We start from the raw sequence: 16,412 nt of genomic DNA on the forward strand, positions 1-16,412 counted from the left end.
GCTACTGATATAAAGTGCCAAACAGTTACAAAAATGAAGGTTATTGAATGTGGGTAGTGACTATTGACCTCGTATTGGGTAGATAATTCCACACTAATTTAGAATGGGTAGCCAATTGCTATATTGAGTAATAAATTGTCCCTGCGCCAACTGCTTGACAGTGGGTCTATCTCATCAACCACCCAATTTACTCCGGTGGGTTGTGGTTTCTTTAGCGGAAACGCTAGGTCAAACCTTAGAATAAAGAAGCTGAAATTGAGCCTTAAGCCAGCGCCAGTGCCCATGGCTAGCTCATTAATAAAATCAGAACTGAACTGACCACCTGGCTTTTCATCTGGGCCTTGCTGATCCCAAAGCCACACATTACCAGCATCAACGAATAAAGCTCCTTCCAATACTCCAATAAAAGGATATCGATATTCAATACTGCCTTCTATTTTTATGTCTCCCGTGTTATCAACCAAAGCAGCTCCTTCATCAGTGTCTAGAAATACACCTGGGCCTAATGATCTGGCTCTAAATGCTCTTACACTATTGGAACCACCAGCTGAAAATTGTTTTATAAAGGGAACTTGAGTGGCATTTCCATAGGCTGTAGTCCCACCAATCAATAGCCTTGTAGCCAGTTCTTTTTTAGAACTTAGTTTTCTGTAATACCTAAAATCGAGCTGCACTTTTGTGTATTGTGAGTATGTGATTCCGGTGTTATCGAGCATCTCATTATCGCCTAGTGTATTTTCGGCCAGGTTGATCAAATTTCCGGAGGCATCCAGCATACCTGAAAAGTAAAAGTGGTTTCTTTTGTTATTGGCATCTTCGGCATTTTTGGTGTTTAAAGTATAATCGTATAAGATCCCTGCAATAAATTGATCTTCTAAGCTATTGTCCAGGTTCGGGTCTAACCTTAGCCGCTCTTCAAATTCTTTTGAGCTTTGAGCTAACTGAACAAAGGAGAAGTTGATAGGGAATAGGCGATGTTTTTTAGTAAGGCTTTCTTGCCATTGATAGCCAAATTTTGCCTCAAAGGAATTGATTTGAAAAACACTGATTCTTCTCTGGAGGCGAACCCCTAAGCTCATAATTGTGCTTGGTATAAAACGCGCGCTTCTATAGTTGAAATTAAAAGGGGAGATCAGACGTGGTATGGTAAGGCTTCCTTCTAAATTTAGCTCATAGGCAGTTAACGGTGTATCGCTTTGACCGCCAATCTGTACCTCATAAGAGGTATTTAATTTCAGTTGAAACAACTCAGCACCTCGGAAGGAGTTCCTGTTTTGATAAGATGCTGAAAAAGCAGGTCCAACAAAGTTGTTGGACTTAGATATTGCCTGCAAGTCTAGTCTCAAGGACTTTTTTGGTAGTGGTGTAAGAAAAATTTGAGAGTTGAGTCTGGCTGAATCAGCCCATTTATACTTGAGGTTAACAAATTTATAAATGCCCAATGCCATAAGGCGTTCCCGGGTTCTGGACATGGCTATTTCAGAGTAGGTGTCACTGGGCTCAAACACTATGGTTTTGGTCAAAACATCCGGCTTGATATATCCATTGTCATTGATAAACAGGTAATTGTCATAATACTTTTGCTCAGCTTTTGTTTTTAGGGTGTCATTTGAAATAGAATAATCAGGATTGACTTCTACTTCGTTTAAAGTAAATATTTCTTTTGCTCTTTGCGGGGTATCTTTTGACAGCGTAAGCCTTAAATCCACTTCATAATTACCAGCACTGCTATCAGCTTTGTAGAGCAGGTAGTTGTCATCAAAATAATAGAAACCCTTGTTTTCAAGGTAATTCTCAATCCTTTTTTGCTCTTTTTGTAATTTGTCTAGCTGGTATCGATCCCCCTTTTTCAACATGCTTTCAGCAATCAGTTCGTTTATCACTTGAGTGTATGTGCTGTCTGATTGTGGATAGTTTATATCCCTTAATTTATAGGCAGGACCTGTCTTTATAATGTACTCTACTTTTGCTGATTTCTTGCGTTTCTTGACGTTTTGGTCAACTTCCGATCGGAAATAACCATCATTAATTAAATAGTTTGTGAGCCTATTGGACATTGCTTTGACATCAACATCTGATAGATAAACGGGTTTTTTACCAAGTTTATATTTTACCCAATATTTAAATCCTTTCTTCTTTTTGGGTTCTCCGGTGATATGATAAAACCATACTGCAGGGCGCGATCCAAAAACTTTCCCATTGGCCTTTGGCTCCAATATTTCCTCCAGTGACATTTCTAAATTTTTCTTCTCCACTTTAACAGTGTCCTTTAAGAATTTAAACTGAGCACCTTCATAGTACCTTTCTCCTTCCGGAAGATACCTGCTACCAGTACAGCCTGCCAGTAAGCATCCAATACAAAACCATATAGAATTGGCTACATTACTCTTCCTCATCACTTTTTCTAAATAATTCTCTAAATGTATTGTAGTCCCTTACATAAATAACACCTGCACCTGTCTCCACAATTTCTCCACTAATAACGTCAAAGTCGCTTCTTCTAAAACCGGTTATTCTCAAGCGACCGTCATCTGTAACTTTATACTCCAAAGCCAAATCACCTACATAATCGCTGAAATTCTTTTGTTCTTCACCCTCCAGGTTCACATTACCAGAAACTTTAACCTCTAGCTGATCATTGAAAAGTGATTTTGAGAGACCTAATTCTAATTTTGTGGTGCCCGATGTAGTACCCTCTCCGTAGTTTTGGTAAGACTGCAGGTCAAAATTGATTTTGACAGCATCAATGTTATTGGTTAACCTGTTCAGTTGATCGGATAATAATCGACTAACACTTCTTCGTGTTTTATCCTCCACGTCATAGCCTCCTTCGCTTTTTAGTGGATTCTCAGAGATAAACCTTTGAAGCATAAGTAATGCAAATACTTGCTTGTTAAGATCTGATTCTCTGGTGTTCAAGTCCAGTAGTCTTGCATATACACTCCCACCCAGAACATTCTGCTTGTCTTGCGGCATATCAAGCTTAAATGTTATCTCAGGCTTGGCCAGCACACCATCAATATTAAGATAGACTAAAATTGGCAGCAGTTGTCTGTATTTTTGTAGATCAGCGTTGGTCGCATTGTTGATTTGGTTGATCATCAAATCAATGGGTGGGGCTTCAACTTTATTGTATGCGCTGATATCCAATATGGCTTCAAATGGATCACCCGTCCAGGTGATAGTACTGCCCTTGTCTATTTCAAATTCCCGCTTGATCAATTTGTAAAAGCTGAAATTATACTGACCTTGCTCAACGGTATACTTACCGCTCAGCTGAATATCGCCTTTTCTATCAATATCAAGATTTAAAGTGGCCGCTCCTTGAACTTTAAGTTGGTCTTGGGTTATTGGATCAATGACAACATTTAGAACAGCAGCTTTATCGATTTCAAGCTTGGCCGATAGTTCTAGTCCCAAAAACTTGACGCTATCATCAAGAATGTTGGCCTGTTGCTGAACTTCCTCATTGGGATTCACAAATTCCACAATATTCTCTGAGCTGGCCATATAATATTCCGTATCCGGTACTATATAAGTGATGTTGCTCTCTTCAAGTAATTTAAGGTTTGCTGAAATTTCAGGCCTCGAGGTTGACCCTTTTATTGTCACCTTGCCATCTGTTTTCAAAACACCATAAAAGAGCTCATTGTCTTCTCTTGTTGTATTGAGGAGCATAAAATTTTTAGCAGTAAGACTTAAATCAAGGTTGTAAAAGGAGAGGTTAACCATCTCAATCTGGCCATCAATAATGGCACTATTGCCTTTTTCATCTTCCAGTTTGAATTGACTTAACATTATTTTGGAGTCTTTAAATTTTATGGTCTCTTTTTCAACTTTCAGGTTATTATTAAGTGATGAAGGATTGACAGACAGCTTGTTAAGTGTAAGGCTTCCGTTAATGATTGGCGTGGTAAATCCATTTTTGAGGTCTAACTTTCCTTGTAATGTGCCTTCCAATTTTTTTGCACTATTTTTTACAATTGGCGCAATTGTGGTTAGGTCAAACTTTTCAATATTGGCTTTCAGGCTAATATTTTCGGTCTGCTTTAAATTATACTCACTTGTAATTGATAGTATATTCAATGATGATTTTAAGTCTACTTTAGCTAAGTAATTACCATTATTAATAGGGGAGATATTTAATTTGAAATCACCCCATTCTTTGCTCATTATCCTGAGGTTATCAATATCCAGATCGGCAATAAACCCGACCTCATCAGATTTAAATAAAACATCAATATTTCCATTGAGCTTCCCATTGAGCAGGTCTTCTTGCTTCTTTAAAGCAGCTCCGATTGTGCTCAGTGCAAAATTGCTGAAACCTATTTGCAGTGTTGAGTCTGACGGTGAGGTTTGAAAGGTAATAGCCTGAGTGCCCTTTAATAGTTTTAGCGCAGTAGGCTGTTTTGTACTACTATTTCCTATAATAAGAGGTTTGTTTTGTTCGACTGTCCATGCGTCATAGTTTAATATTAACCGACTGTCATCGAGTCTCAGCTGATAGGAACTGTCCACGCTATGAACCACGGCCCCTATATAATATTTCCTTTGTCCTATAGAGTCATTAACAAAGAGTGACGTTACTAATTCATTATTCTCAAGAATGGCTTCAATATTAAAATTCTTTATCTGAGCATTTGAGGAAGAAATCTGTTCAATAATCAGATTTGAGATTAATTTTTGATTAGAAGAGGAGGTCTTAAGTTTGAAATTATCAATAACGATGTCTGAATATTTTAAATGATGAATGTCAAAATCAACATCCAATTTGTTGGCAGTACTGTTGAAGGCAGCTTTGAAATGCCCTGGCTCAAACTCTTGTAAACCAGGAAAAATTATTTCTGTCAGTAGGTCTGTATTTTTAAAGTCTAAGTCGAAAGTGAAATTAATATCTGTTAGACTGTCATTTGCTACATTACTTGAGTCATAGTAACTATTAACATGCTGCTTCAGGCTCTTTCCAACAGTGAACAAGTCAATATTTCCCTTAAATTCACCTTGCATAATATCCGAATCAATGGTGATATTAGTCAATTCATCTTGTTCAATACTGGCTACTAAAAGTGAGTCTACAGTGTAAATATCAATATCATTATCGGCACTAAAGTCACGAACGGCTATGCGGCCATTAAATTTTTTAAAGTCCTTGGTTTCAAAATCTGAGATTAATTTTCCTCTTAGTACAAGTGGCGTGAGTGAGAAATTAAGGGCTTGAAAGTCTGCTTTTTCGAGATTTAAAGTGATATGATTCTTATGTAATTCAGAACTTATATCTACATCTCCCTTCAAATCGAGGCTTAAATTATCATCACTTACATTTAGAGTTCCATCAATTAATCGCTCACTAATTTTCGCATCCAGAGTAATTGAGCCGTATGTATAATCGTTGTAATGAATATTGGAAATGACACCTTTGGCAGATGACTTTAATGTGCTCAGTTCCATGCCAAAGCCGTTAATTTTTAAATCGAAATGCAAACTGTCCAGATTGCCATTCTGCTGCTTAAATGCTTGACCAATTGAAATGCCTTTTGAATTTAATGACATGGCGTAATGAGGTATACTGTCTTTCAGATACAGAGAGTCAATATTTAGTTTTAGATCTCCATAAGAAGAATTTAAAATTAAATGGCCTTGAAAACTTGTTATACTACCCTTGCCATCTGCTTTGATTCTGAATGCTTCAGGAAGTGCCAATTGAGCTCTGAGACTATCAGGAAGGTAGGGTAGGAGCTCATCTGCAGAGCTTTTTACTTCTAGCCTCTTGATGTCATAACTCAGGTTTTCTGTTCTGGTGAGCGATTTAAGATTACCGGTAAGGGCTAGTTCAGAATGAGGGGTAGTCATCTTCAGCTCGGATATATTTAGATCGCCTACTAAACCAGTAAACTGGCCTTCAATATTGATATGGTCAGGTAATTTAGTTTGTGATAAGGTCGGTACAAAATATTCTAAATCGTTAGAATAGATAGTTGAATTACTGATAGTAAGATCGACTTTAGTTAACGGGTCTACAAGGTGGTTTAAACTATCATAATTTAATTTAGCGTTGATGTTGATATTACCTTTGCCAAGCTGAACTAACCCATCTGAAAATAACATGTCCGACTTATGCATGGTGAAGCTCCCCTTAACTTTTAAAGGCATTTCATCTGATATAAAGGCCAGGTTTTCAATTTCTGTGTAAGTTGAATCTGCTGAATACCATGTGTTAGAAATAGAGGCACCCAGCTTACTGATGTTGATGTATTTTGGATCGAAACTATCAGGAGAAACTTCAGCAGTATCGATTTGAAATTCTACTTTGTTATTTGAAAATTCAACATTTGAAGCGCTTATCTGCCATTTGTTTTGGGTGGGAGTAGTGCTGGATGAAGTTGAATCTGAGGACGAAGTTGATGATATTTTAATTTGTGAATTCTCTAGTAATAAGTTGTTCACTGCTATCCGCTGCTCTGGTAAGCTCATTTCATCTAACTCAAGATTGAGCGTACTCACTTTTACTGATAGATTCTGCCCTGGCGTTTTATAGTCAAAATTTGAATTAGATACATTGAGCTCATTTAGACTGAAGTCAAAAATGGAAGCATTATTTTCTTTAGGCCCGTTCTTGTCAATATTTGATTTGGTCTGATCTTGAATATAACTAATGTTGGCTCCTACCAGATCAATGTTATCTATTGCCAAAGAAGGACTCTCGAGGTTTAAGTCATCAACATCAATCTCTAAGTCTTTTAAGGACGCATTTAATTTTATGCCAGCCACCTCATCATTCATTACAAAACGAATGGCCGACAAGTTAATGTTGTGAATTTTGAATTTCCAGGGCTTTGTGGTAGTCTGCGGGGTGGTATCTGTGGTTGAAAAGGCATCAATAATAAATTGATAATTAAACTCTTTAGTCAATGAGTCCCTGTTGATTTTTCCTGTAGTGTTCTTTAGATCAAGCGAGTTGATTTGTATTTCATTATCTAACAAAGCCCACAAGTCTGTATCAACCTCTAAAGAATTGAAATACAAAAGCGTATCGCCTTTAAGGTCTTCTAAATAAAGGGATGATAGCTCAATTGATTTAGGGAAATTAAGGTAAGCACCACCTATCGTCACTTTCGTACTTAATTTTGTTTCAAGAAAACCTTCAGCTTCGCCTACGAGCTTACTCTGAACATAAGGTGTCCTGATCGAAAGTATTATTATAATTAACAGGGTTAAAAGGATTGTCAATGTCCACCCTAAAACTTTAATAATAGCCTTAAATATCTTTCCTACACCTGGTTTTATCATCTCTGCTACTATGTTAAAGATTATGCCAGTTTCATAAGCCGTTAATTGGAGTTTTTAATTTAAGACTATGAATGACATACACAATAATTGTGTAGAGTAATTTCTACACTTATTCGCATTTCAAATATCAAAATACTTGCTTAAAGGCCCCTTTAAGCAAGTATTTTGATGTGATTATTTCCTTTCATGAGTGATATTAAAAAGCTTATGGATTTATCATCTCATAAAATGCTTTACACATTAGCTTGTGCCGCAGCTTTACTAATCCTCATGTGCCTTGGTGGTATTAATGTCACTGACTATGGCATTATTCCTTTCTTTCATTCTTTATACGGTGGTTCAAAAATTGGATCATTGAAGTCGCCACGAGCAACTGCTGCAATACTCACGCTAATGATTATTGTAATCAATAAAGTGGGTGTTTTTTTAATTATCGGTACAGATCATGTCTTCTTCTTTGGCTTTTTGACTGGTTTGTCGGCCATAATACCATATGTAGGCACCACAATATGAGCAGGAATTCCTGTATTATTTATGCCATGACTTATGATGATTATCTCGCGCCTCTTAAATCAGGTTAGCTTTCTTAGAGGTAGCAATAGTGCACAGCACGCTGATGTGTGAATGAATAACCTTCTTTTTAGAAGTGTAAAATCACCTTCCCTTAATTGTTTTAATAAGAAGAATCGGGCATTATTCCTTACAATGCCAAGGCACCCCCCGTTTTATCTTCAGAAAACCGATTGTTAATTAGTTATAATACGATATCATTGGACTACTTTAATGACATTCTTAAATTTCCACATATGTACAGACCCAGGTTTTTCTGGTTGGAGATTAAAGAATAATTATTAAGAGAATTTTTAACAATACAAATTATATGCAACTAGAATTAAAGAGCACTGAGCGTCACGATATATTTCAGGAAATAGCCGAATATCTTAAATCATTAAAAATTAATGTGGTGTCACAGGATTTCAACAGACCCTGGGGTGGCTTTTTTGTGATAGACGAAGATCAGGCACAGCAGTTTGCTGAATTGTTTTTTCCGGGTATAGAATTGTCCTCGTTGCGTATAAGCGGTAAGCTCAGCCCTAAAATTTTGGTGGTGGAGCCTGGCAAAAGACTGTCGTGGCAGTACCATAACAGGCGTGCAGAGATTTGGCGCAGCCTTTCTAATAATGTGGGCGTAATCACCAGCTCTACAGATGAAGAAGATGAAGTAAAAACACTAAAGGTCGGAGATGAAATACGATTAGCTCAGGGTGAGAGGCACAGATTGGTTGGCTTGTCCAGTTGGGGAGTATTGGCAGAAATCTGGCAGCATACTGATGAAAATCAGCCTTCTGATGAGGACGACATTATCAGGGTACAGGATGATTTTGGGAGGTAAATGATTAGGTCGATTTTCAATAATATCGATATGCCAATTTTGAGGGAGACGCTTGCATCAAATAATTGAACAATTAATCAATCATCATATTTTTAGCAATGATCCAAAACAAATCCACAGCTTGAGTTGGTCTGTCGGCAAGCTCTGAAAAGACTATAATGTTACTGAGAAAAGAATTTTCAGCACTAGTATCACTATTGAATTCTTGAAAGGCCATGCTCCAACCTGAGAACATTCTTTCTTTTTTACCACCTTCAGTTAAAAGGTTGACATTTGAATGCCTTTTATCCCTTTTTATAGAGAGATATAAATCCTGAACGACCTTCTTATCACCTTCAAGTATTTGTAGAAATTGGTTATTATGATAAAGCAGACATCCGGTGATACTGTTTTTTGAGTTAAAGTCCCTGGAAGTATTTAGGATATTGGTTATGTCTTCTGCAGTTAAGTTTGGGTTGGCAATGGAATTGTAAACTAGTTCAAACATGTTAATGGTAATTACTCATAATGATCCTCCCCTGTTAGAAGCGTTATAGAACCTTTTGATCACATAGCTAATTTAGCAAAATTAAAACTCAACTAGTTAGCAAAACTACCTTCTACTTAGAGTCAATTAATCTGGATAATCACCATTTTTATAGCTGGCAAGTCAAAAAAAGTAAGACAGAAGATAAATACTCAATAGCAAAAGCAGTTTTTAATTATAATTCATTATCAATGTCTGTGTTAAAAGAATAAGAATCAATTTGTGGTATTATAAAAATAAATCTCATGTTTAATTTTTTGTACCTTTGTTTTTCTTTAAGGCGACAAAGAATCAGGCCCCTTTTTATATCCTATACCAGTCGTTTGATAATTGGCTATCAATCAGAACATTAAATAATATAAGACATCCTTTGCAGCATCTGAAGCAATTCAACCGCTGGCTGAGATGGGCTAATTCATTCCTGATTTCGGCTCTTAACTCAATTAGGTAAAAACAACTAATTTGATAGGTGTTTTTACCTAATATAGCTTGTTGGAATTCTATTATTTACATAATTATATTGACCGGATAGAAATAATTATATTTTTATTTGAAATAATTAATTCTTACCTTAATCTAACAATTTTGATGAACACAAGGGCTGGGGTGATTTGTCATAATTTAAAGTCTCATCAAGATTTATTTTAAGATTAGTTGAAAGCTAGTCGTCCATTTGAGGTTTTTCCTTAAATGATTTAGAAAGGGAGGGTTCAATTTTGTTGTCCCACATAATTTGCTAAAATGAAACTATGACACCTTATGTTCACGAGGCTTTTTTACATTACACTGCTCGTTTTGATTGCTATAAACTGTTGGGGACAACTGGATTCAAAAGCTATAATTTGTAGTACCAATCAACAGGTAGAGGCACCACTAACAGCTGATGTATTCAATTATGATGAAGCAAGCCAATTAGGCTCTAAAATCGTAAATCCTGCCATTGATGAAAATAATAGCCTTTTTAATATCCTTGATACCAGCCTATGGCCGGCAAGATGGAACTGTGGCATTTGGACGCCAGCACATGGTTGGCTTTATATATCCTCTGATTTGGCTATATGGTTGGCCTACTTTACGATGCCATTTATTTTGGCCTACTTCTATTATCGCAGACAAAGTGAAATACCATTTAAAACAGTATTCATCCTTTTTATTGGTTTTATAGTAGCATGTGGGCTTACTCATCTTATAGATGCGATCATTTTTTGGTGGCCTGCTTATAAGTTAAGTGCAATGCTGCGTTTCGGAACGGCCCTAATTTCATGGACTACGGTTATTGCCCTTGTAAAGGTTTTGCCAGAGGCTATGGAATTTAAAAGCCCCAGGTACCTTCAAGATCAGGTGGATATCAGGACATCTGAGTTAAAAATAGCCAATGCAAAGCTTCAAGAACGGATAGAGGCCGAAGTGAAACTGAAAAAGATGAATACCGAATTATTGGAAAAAATATCCAAGCAAAATGAAGAGTTGATTGCCAAAAACAAAAATCTGGCACAGTTGCACGAACTTTTTGAATCGGTACAATCTGCAGCTGAAATGGGTGTATGGGAAGTCAATCTGGATGATAATTCTGTTTATTTGTCAGATGTAATCTATAAAATTCATGAACTGGAAATTGGTGCACCTTTTTCATTGGAAGAAGGATTTAAATTTTATCACCCGGATTATAGAAATATTATTGAACAGGCTGTAAATAAGGCCATAAACGATGGTACAGGCTGGGATTTGGAATTAATATTGATAACAAGTTCGGGAAATGAAATCTGGGTTAGGGCAATTGGAATGCCTGTTGTAGCCGAAGGCAAAACAATTTTACTGAGAGGATTATTTCAGGACATTACCGATAAAATACTTATTGATAAAAAGAAACAAGAGATCAATAAATTGCTGGAAAAGAAGGTTAAACAGCGCACCATTGAACTGGAATCCATCAACAAAGAGCTTAACGCCTTCAGTTACAGCGTTTCACACGATTTGCGATCCCCATTGCGCAGTATTAGTGGATTTAGCCAGGCATTAAAAGAAGATTACTTCGATCAACTGGATGCTAGCGGAAAAAATTATCTTGAAAGGATTTCCAATGCAGCCATTCGCATGGGTAAACTTATTGATGATCTTTTGAACCTCTCACGTATATCAAGATCAGATGTGGTTAAAGAACAAATCAACCTTACCAAGCTTTGCAAGAAAATAATCAATGAAACACTTCCTGATCCTAAGTATAAATTTAAAATAGGTGCAAACCTCACCGTTACAGGTGATATTAAATTGATTAAAATCATGATGGAGAACCTTATAGGAAATGCCATTAAGTACTCATCCAAAGTTGATCAACCGCTGATTGAAATTGGCGAGCAAGTAGTGGAGAACAAGGGAGAAACCTTTTTTATAAAGGACAACGGAGCAGGATTTGATCATGAGTATTCAGGTAAGTTATTTGGCGCATTTCAAAGGTTGCATTCGGCAGAGGAGTTTGAAGGAACAGGTATTGGTCTGGCAACAGTTAAGAGAATAGTCAATATGCATGGGGGGTCTATTTGGGCAGAAGGCAGCATCAACAATGGAGCAACTTTTTATTTCAACCTAAACGATTAAATATGCTATCGGGAAAAATATTACTTGTTGAAGATAATGAAGATGACGTTTTGTTGACGTTAAGGGCGTTCAAACAAAATAAGATAGCAAATGAGGTAGTGGTGGTCACAGATGGTTTACAGGCTTTGGATATGTTGTTTGGCACTGAAAACAAAAAGCCTTTTAAACCCGCCCTTATATTGTTGGATTTAAAACTTCCGAAACTTGGTGGCTTGGAGGTACTTAAGAAGATAAATGAAAATAAAGCGACCAAAGGCACTCCCGTGGTGATACTTACAACTTCAAATGAGGAGGATGATGTGGTGAAAAGTTATGAGTTTGGAGCCAATAGTTATATAAGAAAGCCAGTAGACTTTGACCGTTTTGTGGAGGCTGTAGGACAAATGGGCCTTTATTGGCTTGTGTTAAATGAACCCATGAGGTCTTACAAAACACGGACGTAATCAATGCATGAACCTCTAAAAATATTGTTTATTGAAGACGCAGTTGATGACTTTGACTTGGTGCTTTTGGAACTGAAAAGGGCATCCTTAAATGTTGTGCCAACAAGGGTGGAAACAGAGGACAAAATCAAAAGCGAGCTTAGTGCGTCAAATTATAATTTAGTAATTAGCGATAACCAATTACCAACGCTGAATGCTAAAAAATCATTGGAGATTGTAAGAAACATGAACTCCGATATACCATTTGTTTTGGTCTCAGGATCTATTGGTGAAGAGTATGCTGTTGAACTTATGAAATTAGGTGTAAGTGACTACATTCTAAAGTCAAACTTAAGCCGTCTGGCACCGGTGGTTTTGAGAGAGTGTCAGGAGTATAGCGCCAGAATCAGGGAAAAGAACAATAGCCGTAAATTGATTTTAAGTGAACTTAGGTTTCAAAATCTTACCGAAAGTATAGCAGACGTGTTTTTTGCATTGGATGCACACTTAAATGTCATCTTTTGGAACAGTGTGGCAGAAAAAGAATTTGATAAAAAGGTACTGCCGGGATCTAAACTCTTTGCGCTGTTTCCTAAATGGACCAATGATCAGATTGGCCATGCCATTAGCAGCACTATGGAAAACTTTGAGCCTAGTACTTTTAAGCTACAGCATAAAAACGGTGAGACCGCTCAATATTTCGAAGGTACAGTATCAAAATCTGGTCAGGGGGTTTCGGTGCTGTTAAGAAAAGTGACCGAAACGTATTTGAACCGTCAAAGACTTGAATTGCTTAATACGGAGCTGGAAACCTTACTCTATAGAATTGGACATGATTTGAAAGGCCCAATATCCTCAGTACTTGGGTTACTCAACATTATGAAAATTTCCGAGAAAATCGAAAAAACGGAATTTATTGAAATGATGGAGACCAGAATGAATAATCTGGAATCTATTTTGAAAGTTTTGAAAGATGTGGCCCAGATAAAATATTCCAGTCCTAATGCTCAGCTTTTGAATTTAAAGGATTGTCTATCAGCTATTTGTGATGCGATAGTTTCTGAAGAAATGTATGATAATGTCAATATTAAGCTAAACGAGGGAGAAGAGATTAATTGTTGGGGAGAGCTGGCTTTATTTAAAAGTATTATCCAAAACCTTATTGAGAATGGCATTAAATATGGTGAAAACAAGCACGGAAAAGTTGAGATAGACATTGATTATAAGAAGGTTGATGATAAAGTGGTTATATCAATTTCAGATTATGGCAGGGGCATACCTGAAGATATGCACTCTAAAATATTTGAAATGTTTTATCGGGGTAATGAAAAGTCGCAGGGTTCCGGTATGGGGCTCTATATTGTTAGGCACGCACTTGGACGTATGGGTGGAACAATCCTTATCGACAAGGAATATAAGCAAGGGGCATGTTTCAAAATTATTATGCCCATTTTGAAAAAAAAGGAAGGCAACGGACAATGACAGAGAGGTATGGGAAAAAGAACTGAAAGTGAAGTGATGGAATTGAAAGTCCTTTTTGTTGAAGACTCAGTTGATGACTATGAGTTAATAGTTAACAAGATGGTAAAGGCAGGCCTAATTGTAGTCAGCAAGAGGGTAGAAACACCTGAGGATTTTGAATATGAATTGACCAATGAGGAGTGGAACCTGATAATAAGCGATAACAGCCTGCCCAGATTTGACTCGCAAAAGGCTTTGAAGATAACCCGAAGCCTCAGGCCGGAGATTCCATTTATAATTGTTTCCGGAACCATTGGTGAGGAGAATGCCGTCAAAGTCATGAAAATGGGTGCGGATGATTTTATATTGAAGGATAACCTTTCAAGGCTTATTCCTGCTATTAGAAGGGAATGGGCTGATTTTCAAAATCAAATGGAAATGGAGCGCACCCAAAAACTTCTGGAAAAAAGCAAGGAGTATTACCAGATTCTTGCTCAGAATGTCCAGGACTTAGTGTGCATACATGATAATGAAGGTGCATATTCCTGGGTCAGCCCTTCATCAGAAAAACTATTGGGCTATACCCCAGAAGAATTATTAAAAATGCATCCATTTTCAATAATACATCCTGATGATAAGTATGCAGTGCAAGAGGAAATTTTCAGGCCAATGATTTCTGGAAAAAGCAGAAGCTTAAAGCGGTACCGGTGCAGAAGGATGAGAAAGGATGGGGTGTATATGCACTTTGAAACCCTTGCTGAGCCCATTTATGTCAATGGCAAACTAAGCCGGATAGTCAGCACCACAAGGGACATTACCGAGCAAGTACTGGCAACTTATTTATTGGAAGAGAATGAGGCAAAATATGAGAGCGTGCTTCAATGCATGTCTGAGGGTATAGTGCTATTGGACCGTGATAAAAGGGTGATGAGCTTTAATACAAGTGCCAAGGAACTTCTTTTAATGGAAGATGTAAACGGTAAATCATTTTCAAATTTAGTATTTGATAAATTTTCCATTTATGATGAAGAGAACAATAAATTAAAGGAGGATGATTTTCTGTGGAGGAAAATGTTATTCAACGATCAGTCCCAGAATAATATCATATACAGGCTCAAAAGTGAACATGATGAGAAATGGTTTTCTTTCAACAGGGTGCCTTATGTTGTTCAGGGTAAAAAGGAGGGGTATGTTATTTCCTTTCTGGACATTACCGAATCATATAAAAGCAAAGATAAACTTGACCTGTTAGCAAAGGAGTTAATATACCTGATCGAAACAGCCAATGCCCCAATCTTTGGGATTGATGCACAGGGAAATATTACCGAATGGAACAACTTTTCTAAGGGGATCACCGGTTATTCAAAGTCAGAGGCCATTGGCAAAAATTTCTTAAAGGATTTGATCTTTTCCAATGACCAGGAAAAAGCAGCTAAATTTATTGCCGAGATATTGAGTGAAAATGTGTCTACCAATTGCGAGCTGTCATTGGTTACCAAAAAAGATAGAACAGTAACCTTGTTAATGAGCGGTAGTGTTAGAAGAGATTTTAATGGCGAAATTTTTGGGATACTCTGTGTTTGTCAGGATATAACTGAGCTGATTGACTATAGACGGCACCTCGAATTTAAGGTAGAAGAACGTACAAAGGAGCTGAAATTGGCCCTTGAAAAACAGAAGGAACTGGTTCAATTAAAATCCAAATTTGTATCCATGGCTTCCCATGAGTTTAGAACGCCTCTTTCTACCATAAAATTTGCCTGCGATTTTATTAAAAAATATTTTGGACAGATTGACCAGGCAAAAGTCAATACAAAGCTGGACAAAATTGATCAGCAGGTCACTCATATGACATACTTGCTTGATGATGTTTTGATTATCGGCAAAGGCGAGTCTGGTAAGATCAAGGTTGAGCAGCAATCGATCGACCTGAAATTATTTTGCGAAGAATTGAAACTGGAAATTGAAAATCACTTCGAAAGATCACACGAAATAGTTTTTACCTTCTCTTCATCTCAAAAATTCATTGTCACAGATGCGAAATTGATGCGAAACATTTTCACCAATTTATTGAGCAATGCCATCAAGTTCAGCCCTGAAAGGGATATCGTAAAATTTAATGTGACAAATGATAATGACCTTTTGACCGTGGTTGTTGAAGACAGGGGCATGGGAATACCTATAGAGGAGCAAACACAGGTTTTTGACGCTTTTCATAGAAGTGTCCGTGTATCTGGCATTCAGGGTACAGGCCTTGGCCTATCAATTACAAAGAGGGCTGTGGAGCTTTTAGGTGGCATGATTGAACTCACAAGTGAGATAAATAAAGGAACTAAATTCACTATTAAAATCCCAACCAATCGTGAAGAAGATATTGTTGATTGATGATACTGTACAAATCCTGGAAGAGCTTAAGGATATTCTTGAGATGGAGAATTATGAAATTGTTACCTCCAGTAGTGCCGAGGAAGGGTTGAGTCAAATCGTATTGGAAATACCTGATCTTATCATAACTGATATTCAAATGTCAGGTATTTCAGGGTTAGAGTTGGTGAGAAACTTAAGGAGTTATGATGGGTATAAAGATATACCAGTAGTGATTTTAACGGCCAATGTGTCTAGGGCCAATGTTAAAGAGGCAAAGTCCCTCAATATGCAGGGTTTTTTGAAAAAGCCATGTTCGATAGAAGAATTATTAACCATGGTTGACAGAGCAATTAATTAAATC

Annotated in this window: 10 protein-coding genes; 7 read left to right on the plus strand and 3 right to left on the minus strand. The window is 37.1% G+C overall.

Annotated elements, in window-relative coordinates:
* Positions 1–98 precede the first annotated feature (98 nt).
* Together tamL and RIB54_RS13455 are read right to left on the minus strand one after the other, a co-directional pair.
* A complete protein-coding gene (tamL, locus tag RIB54_RS13450; RefSeq protein ID WP_350101395.1) occupies positions 99–2,396 on the minus strand; it encodes a translocation and assembly module lipoprotein TamL in 2,298 nt (765 codons plus the stop codon).
* A complete protein-coding gene (locus RIB54_RS13455; RefSeq protein ID WP_350101396.1) occupies positions 2,383–7,287 on the minus strand; it encodes a translocation/assembly module TamB domain-containing protein in 4,905 nt (1,634 codons plus the stop codon). The genes tamL and RIB54_RS13455 overlap by 14 nt, the downstream gene beginning before the upstream one ends.
* A gap of 186 nt (positions 7,288–7,473) precedes the next feature.
* On the opposite strand from RIB54_RS13455, the gene RIB54_RS13460 reads away from it, so the two are divergent.
* Entirely contained in the window at positions 7,474–7,800 is a 327-nt protein-coding gene (locus tag RIB54_RS13460; RefSeq protein WP_350101397.1) for a hypothetical protein, read from the plus strand.
* Between the two features lie 367 nt (positions 7,801–8,167).
* Positions 8,168–8,680 carry a cupin domain-containing protein gene (locus RIB54_RS13465; RefSeq protein WP_350101399.1) on the plus strand — a complete coding sequence of 171 codons (513 nt, stop codon included), beginning with the start codon at positions 8,168–8,170 and terminating at the stop codon, positions 8,678–8,680.
* 73 nt (positions 8,681–8,753) lie between these two features.
* Here the strand turns inward: RIB54_RS13465 and RIB54_RS13470 are convergent, their stop codons facing one another.
* Positions 8,754–9,167: a BLUF domain-containing protein gene (locus RIB54_RS13470; protein ID WP_350101400.1), complete on the minus strand. Its 414-nt coding sequence runs from the start codon at positions 9,165–9,167 to the stop codon at positions 8,754–8,756.
* A gap of 798 nt (positions 9,168–9,965) precedes the next feature.
* Here RIB54_RS13470 and RIB54_RS13475 point away from each other — a divergent pair.
* Genes RIB54_RS13475 through RIB54_RS13495 form a run of 5 tightly spaced genes read left to right on the plus strand, consistent with a single transcriptional unit; the run spans position 9,966 to position 16,409 of the window.
* Entirely contained in the window at positions 9,966–11,801 is a 1,836-nt protein-coding gene (locus tag RIB54_RS13475; protein ID WP_350101401.1) for a sensor histidine kinase, read from the plus strand.
* A gap of 2 nt (positions 11,802–11,803) precedes the next feature.
* Positions 11,804–12,244 (plus strand): response regulator, encoded by a 441-nt coding sequence (locus RIB54_RS13480; RefSeq protein ID WP_350101402.1) that lies wholly within the window; start codon positions 11,804–11,806, stop codon positions 12,242–12,244.
* Positions 12,245–12,247: 3 nt separating this feature from the next.
* Positions 12,248–13,705 carry a hybrid sensor histidine kinase/response regulator gene (locus RIB54_RS13485; RefSeq protein WP_350101403.1) on the plus strand — a complete coding sequence of 486 codons (1,458 nt, stop codon included), beginning with the start codon at positions 12,248–12,250 and terminating at the stop codon, positions 13,703–13,705.
* Between the two features lie 9 nt (positions 13,706–13,714).
* Complete coding sequence (locus RIB54_RS13490; protein ID WP_350101404.1) at positions 13,715–16,069, plus strand: hybrid sensor histidine kinase/response regulator; 2,355 nt, start codon at positions 13,715–13,717, stop codon at positions 16,067–16,069.
* On the plus strand, positions 16,047–16,409 hold the full coding sequence (locus RIB54_RS13495; RefSeq protein WP_350101405.1) for a response regulator: 363 nt from the start codon (positions 16,047–16,049) through the stop codon (positions 16,407–16,409). Before RIB54_RS13490 ends, RIB54_RS13495 begins: the two co-directional genes overlap by 23 nt.
* Positions 16,410–16,412 lie beyond the last annotated feature (3 nt).

The sequence above is a fragment of the Fulvivirga sp. genome, from assembly GCF_040218215.1.
GTDB lineage: Bacteria > Bacteroidota > Bacteroidia > Cytophagales > Cyclobacteriaceae > Fulvivirga.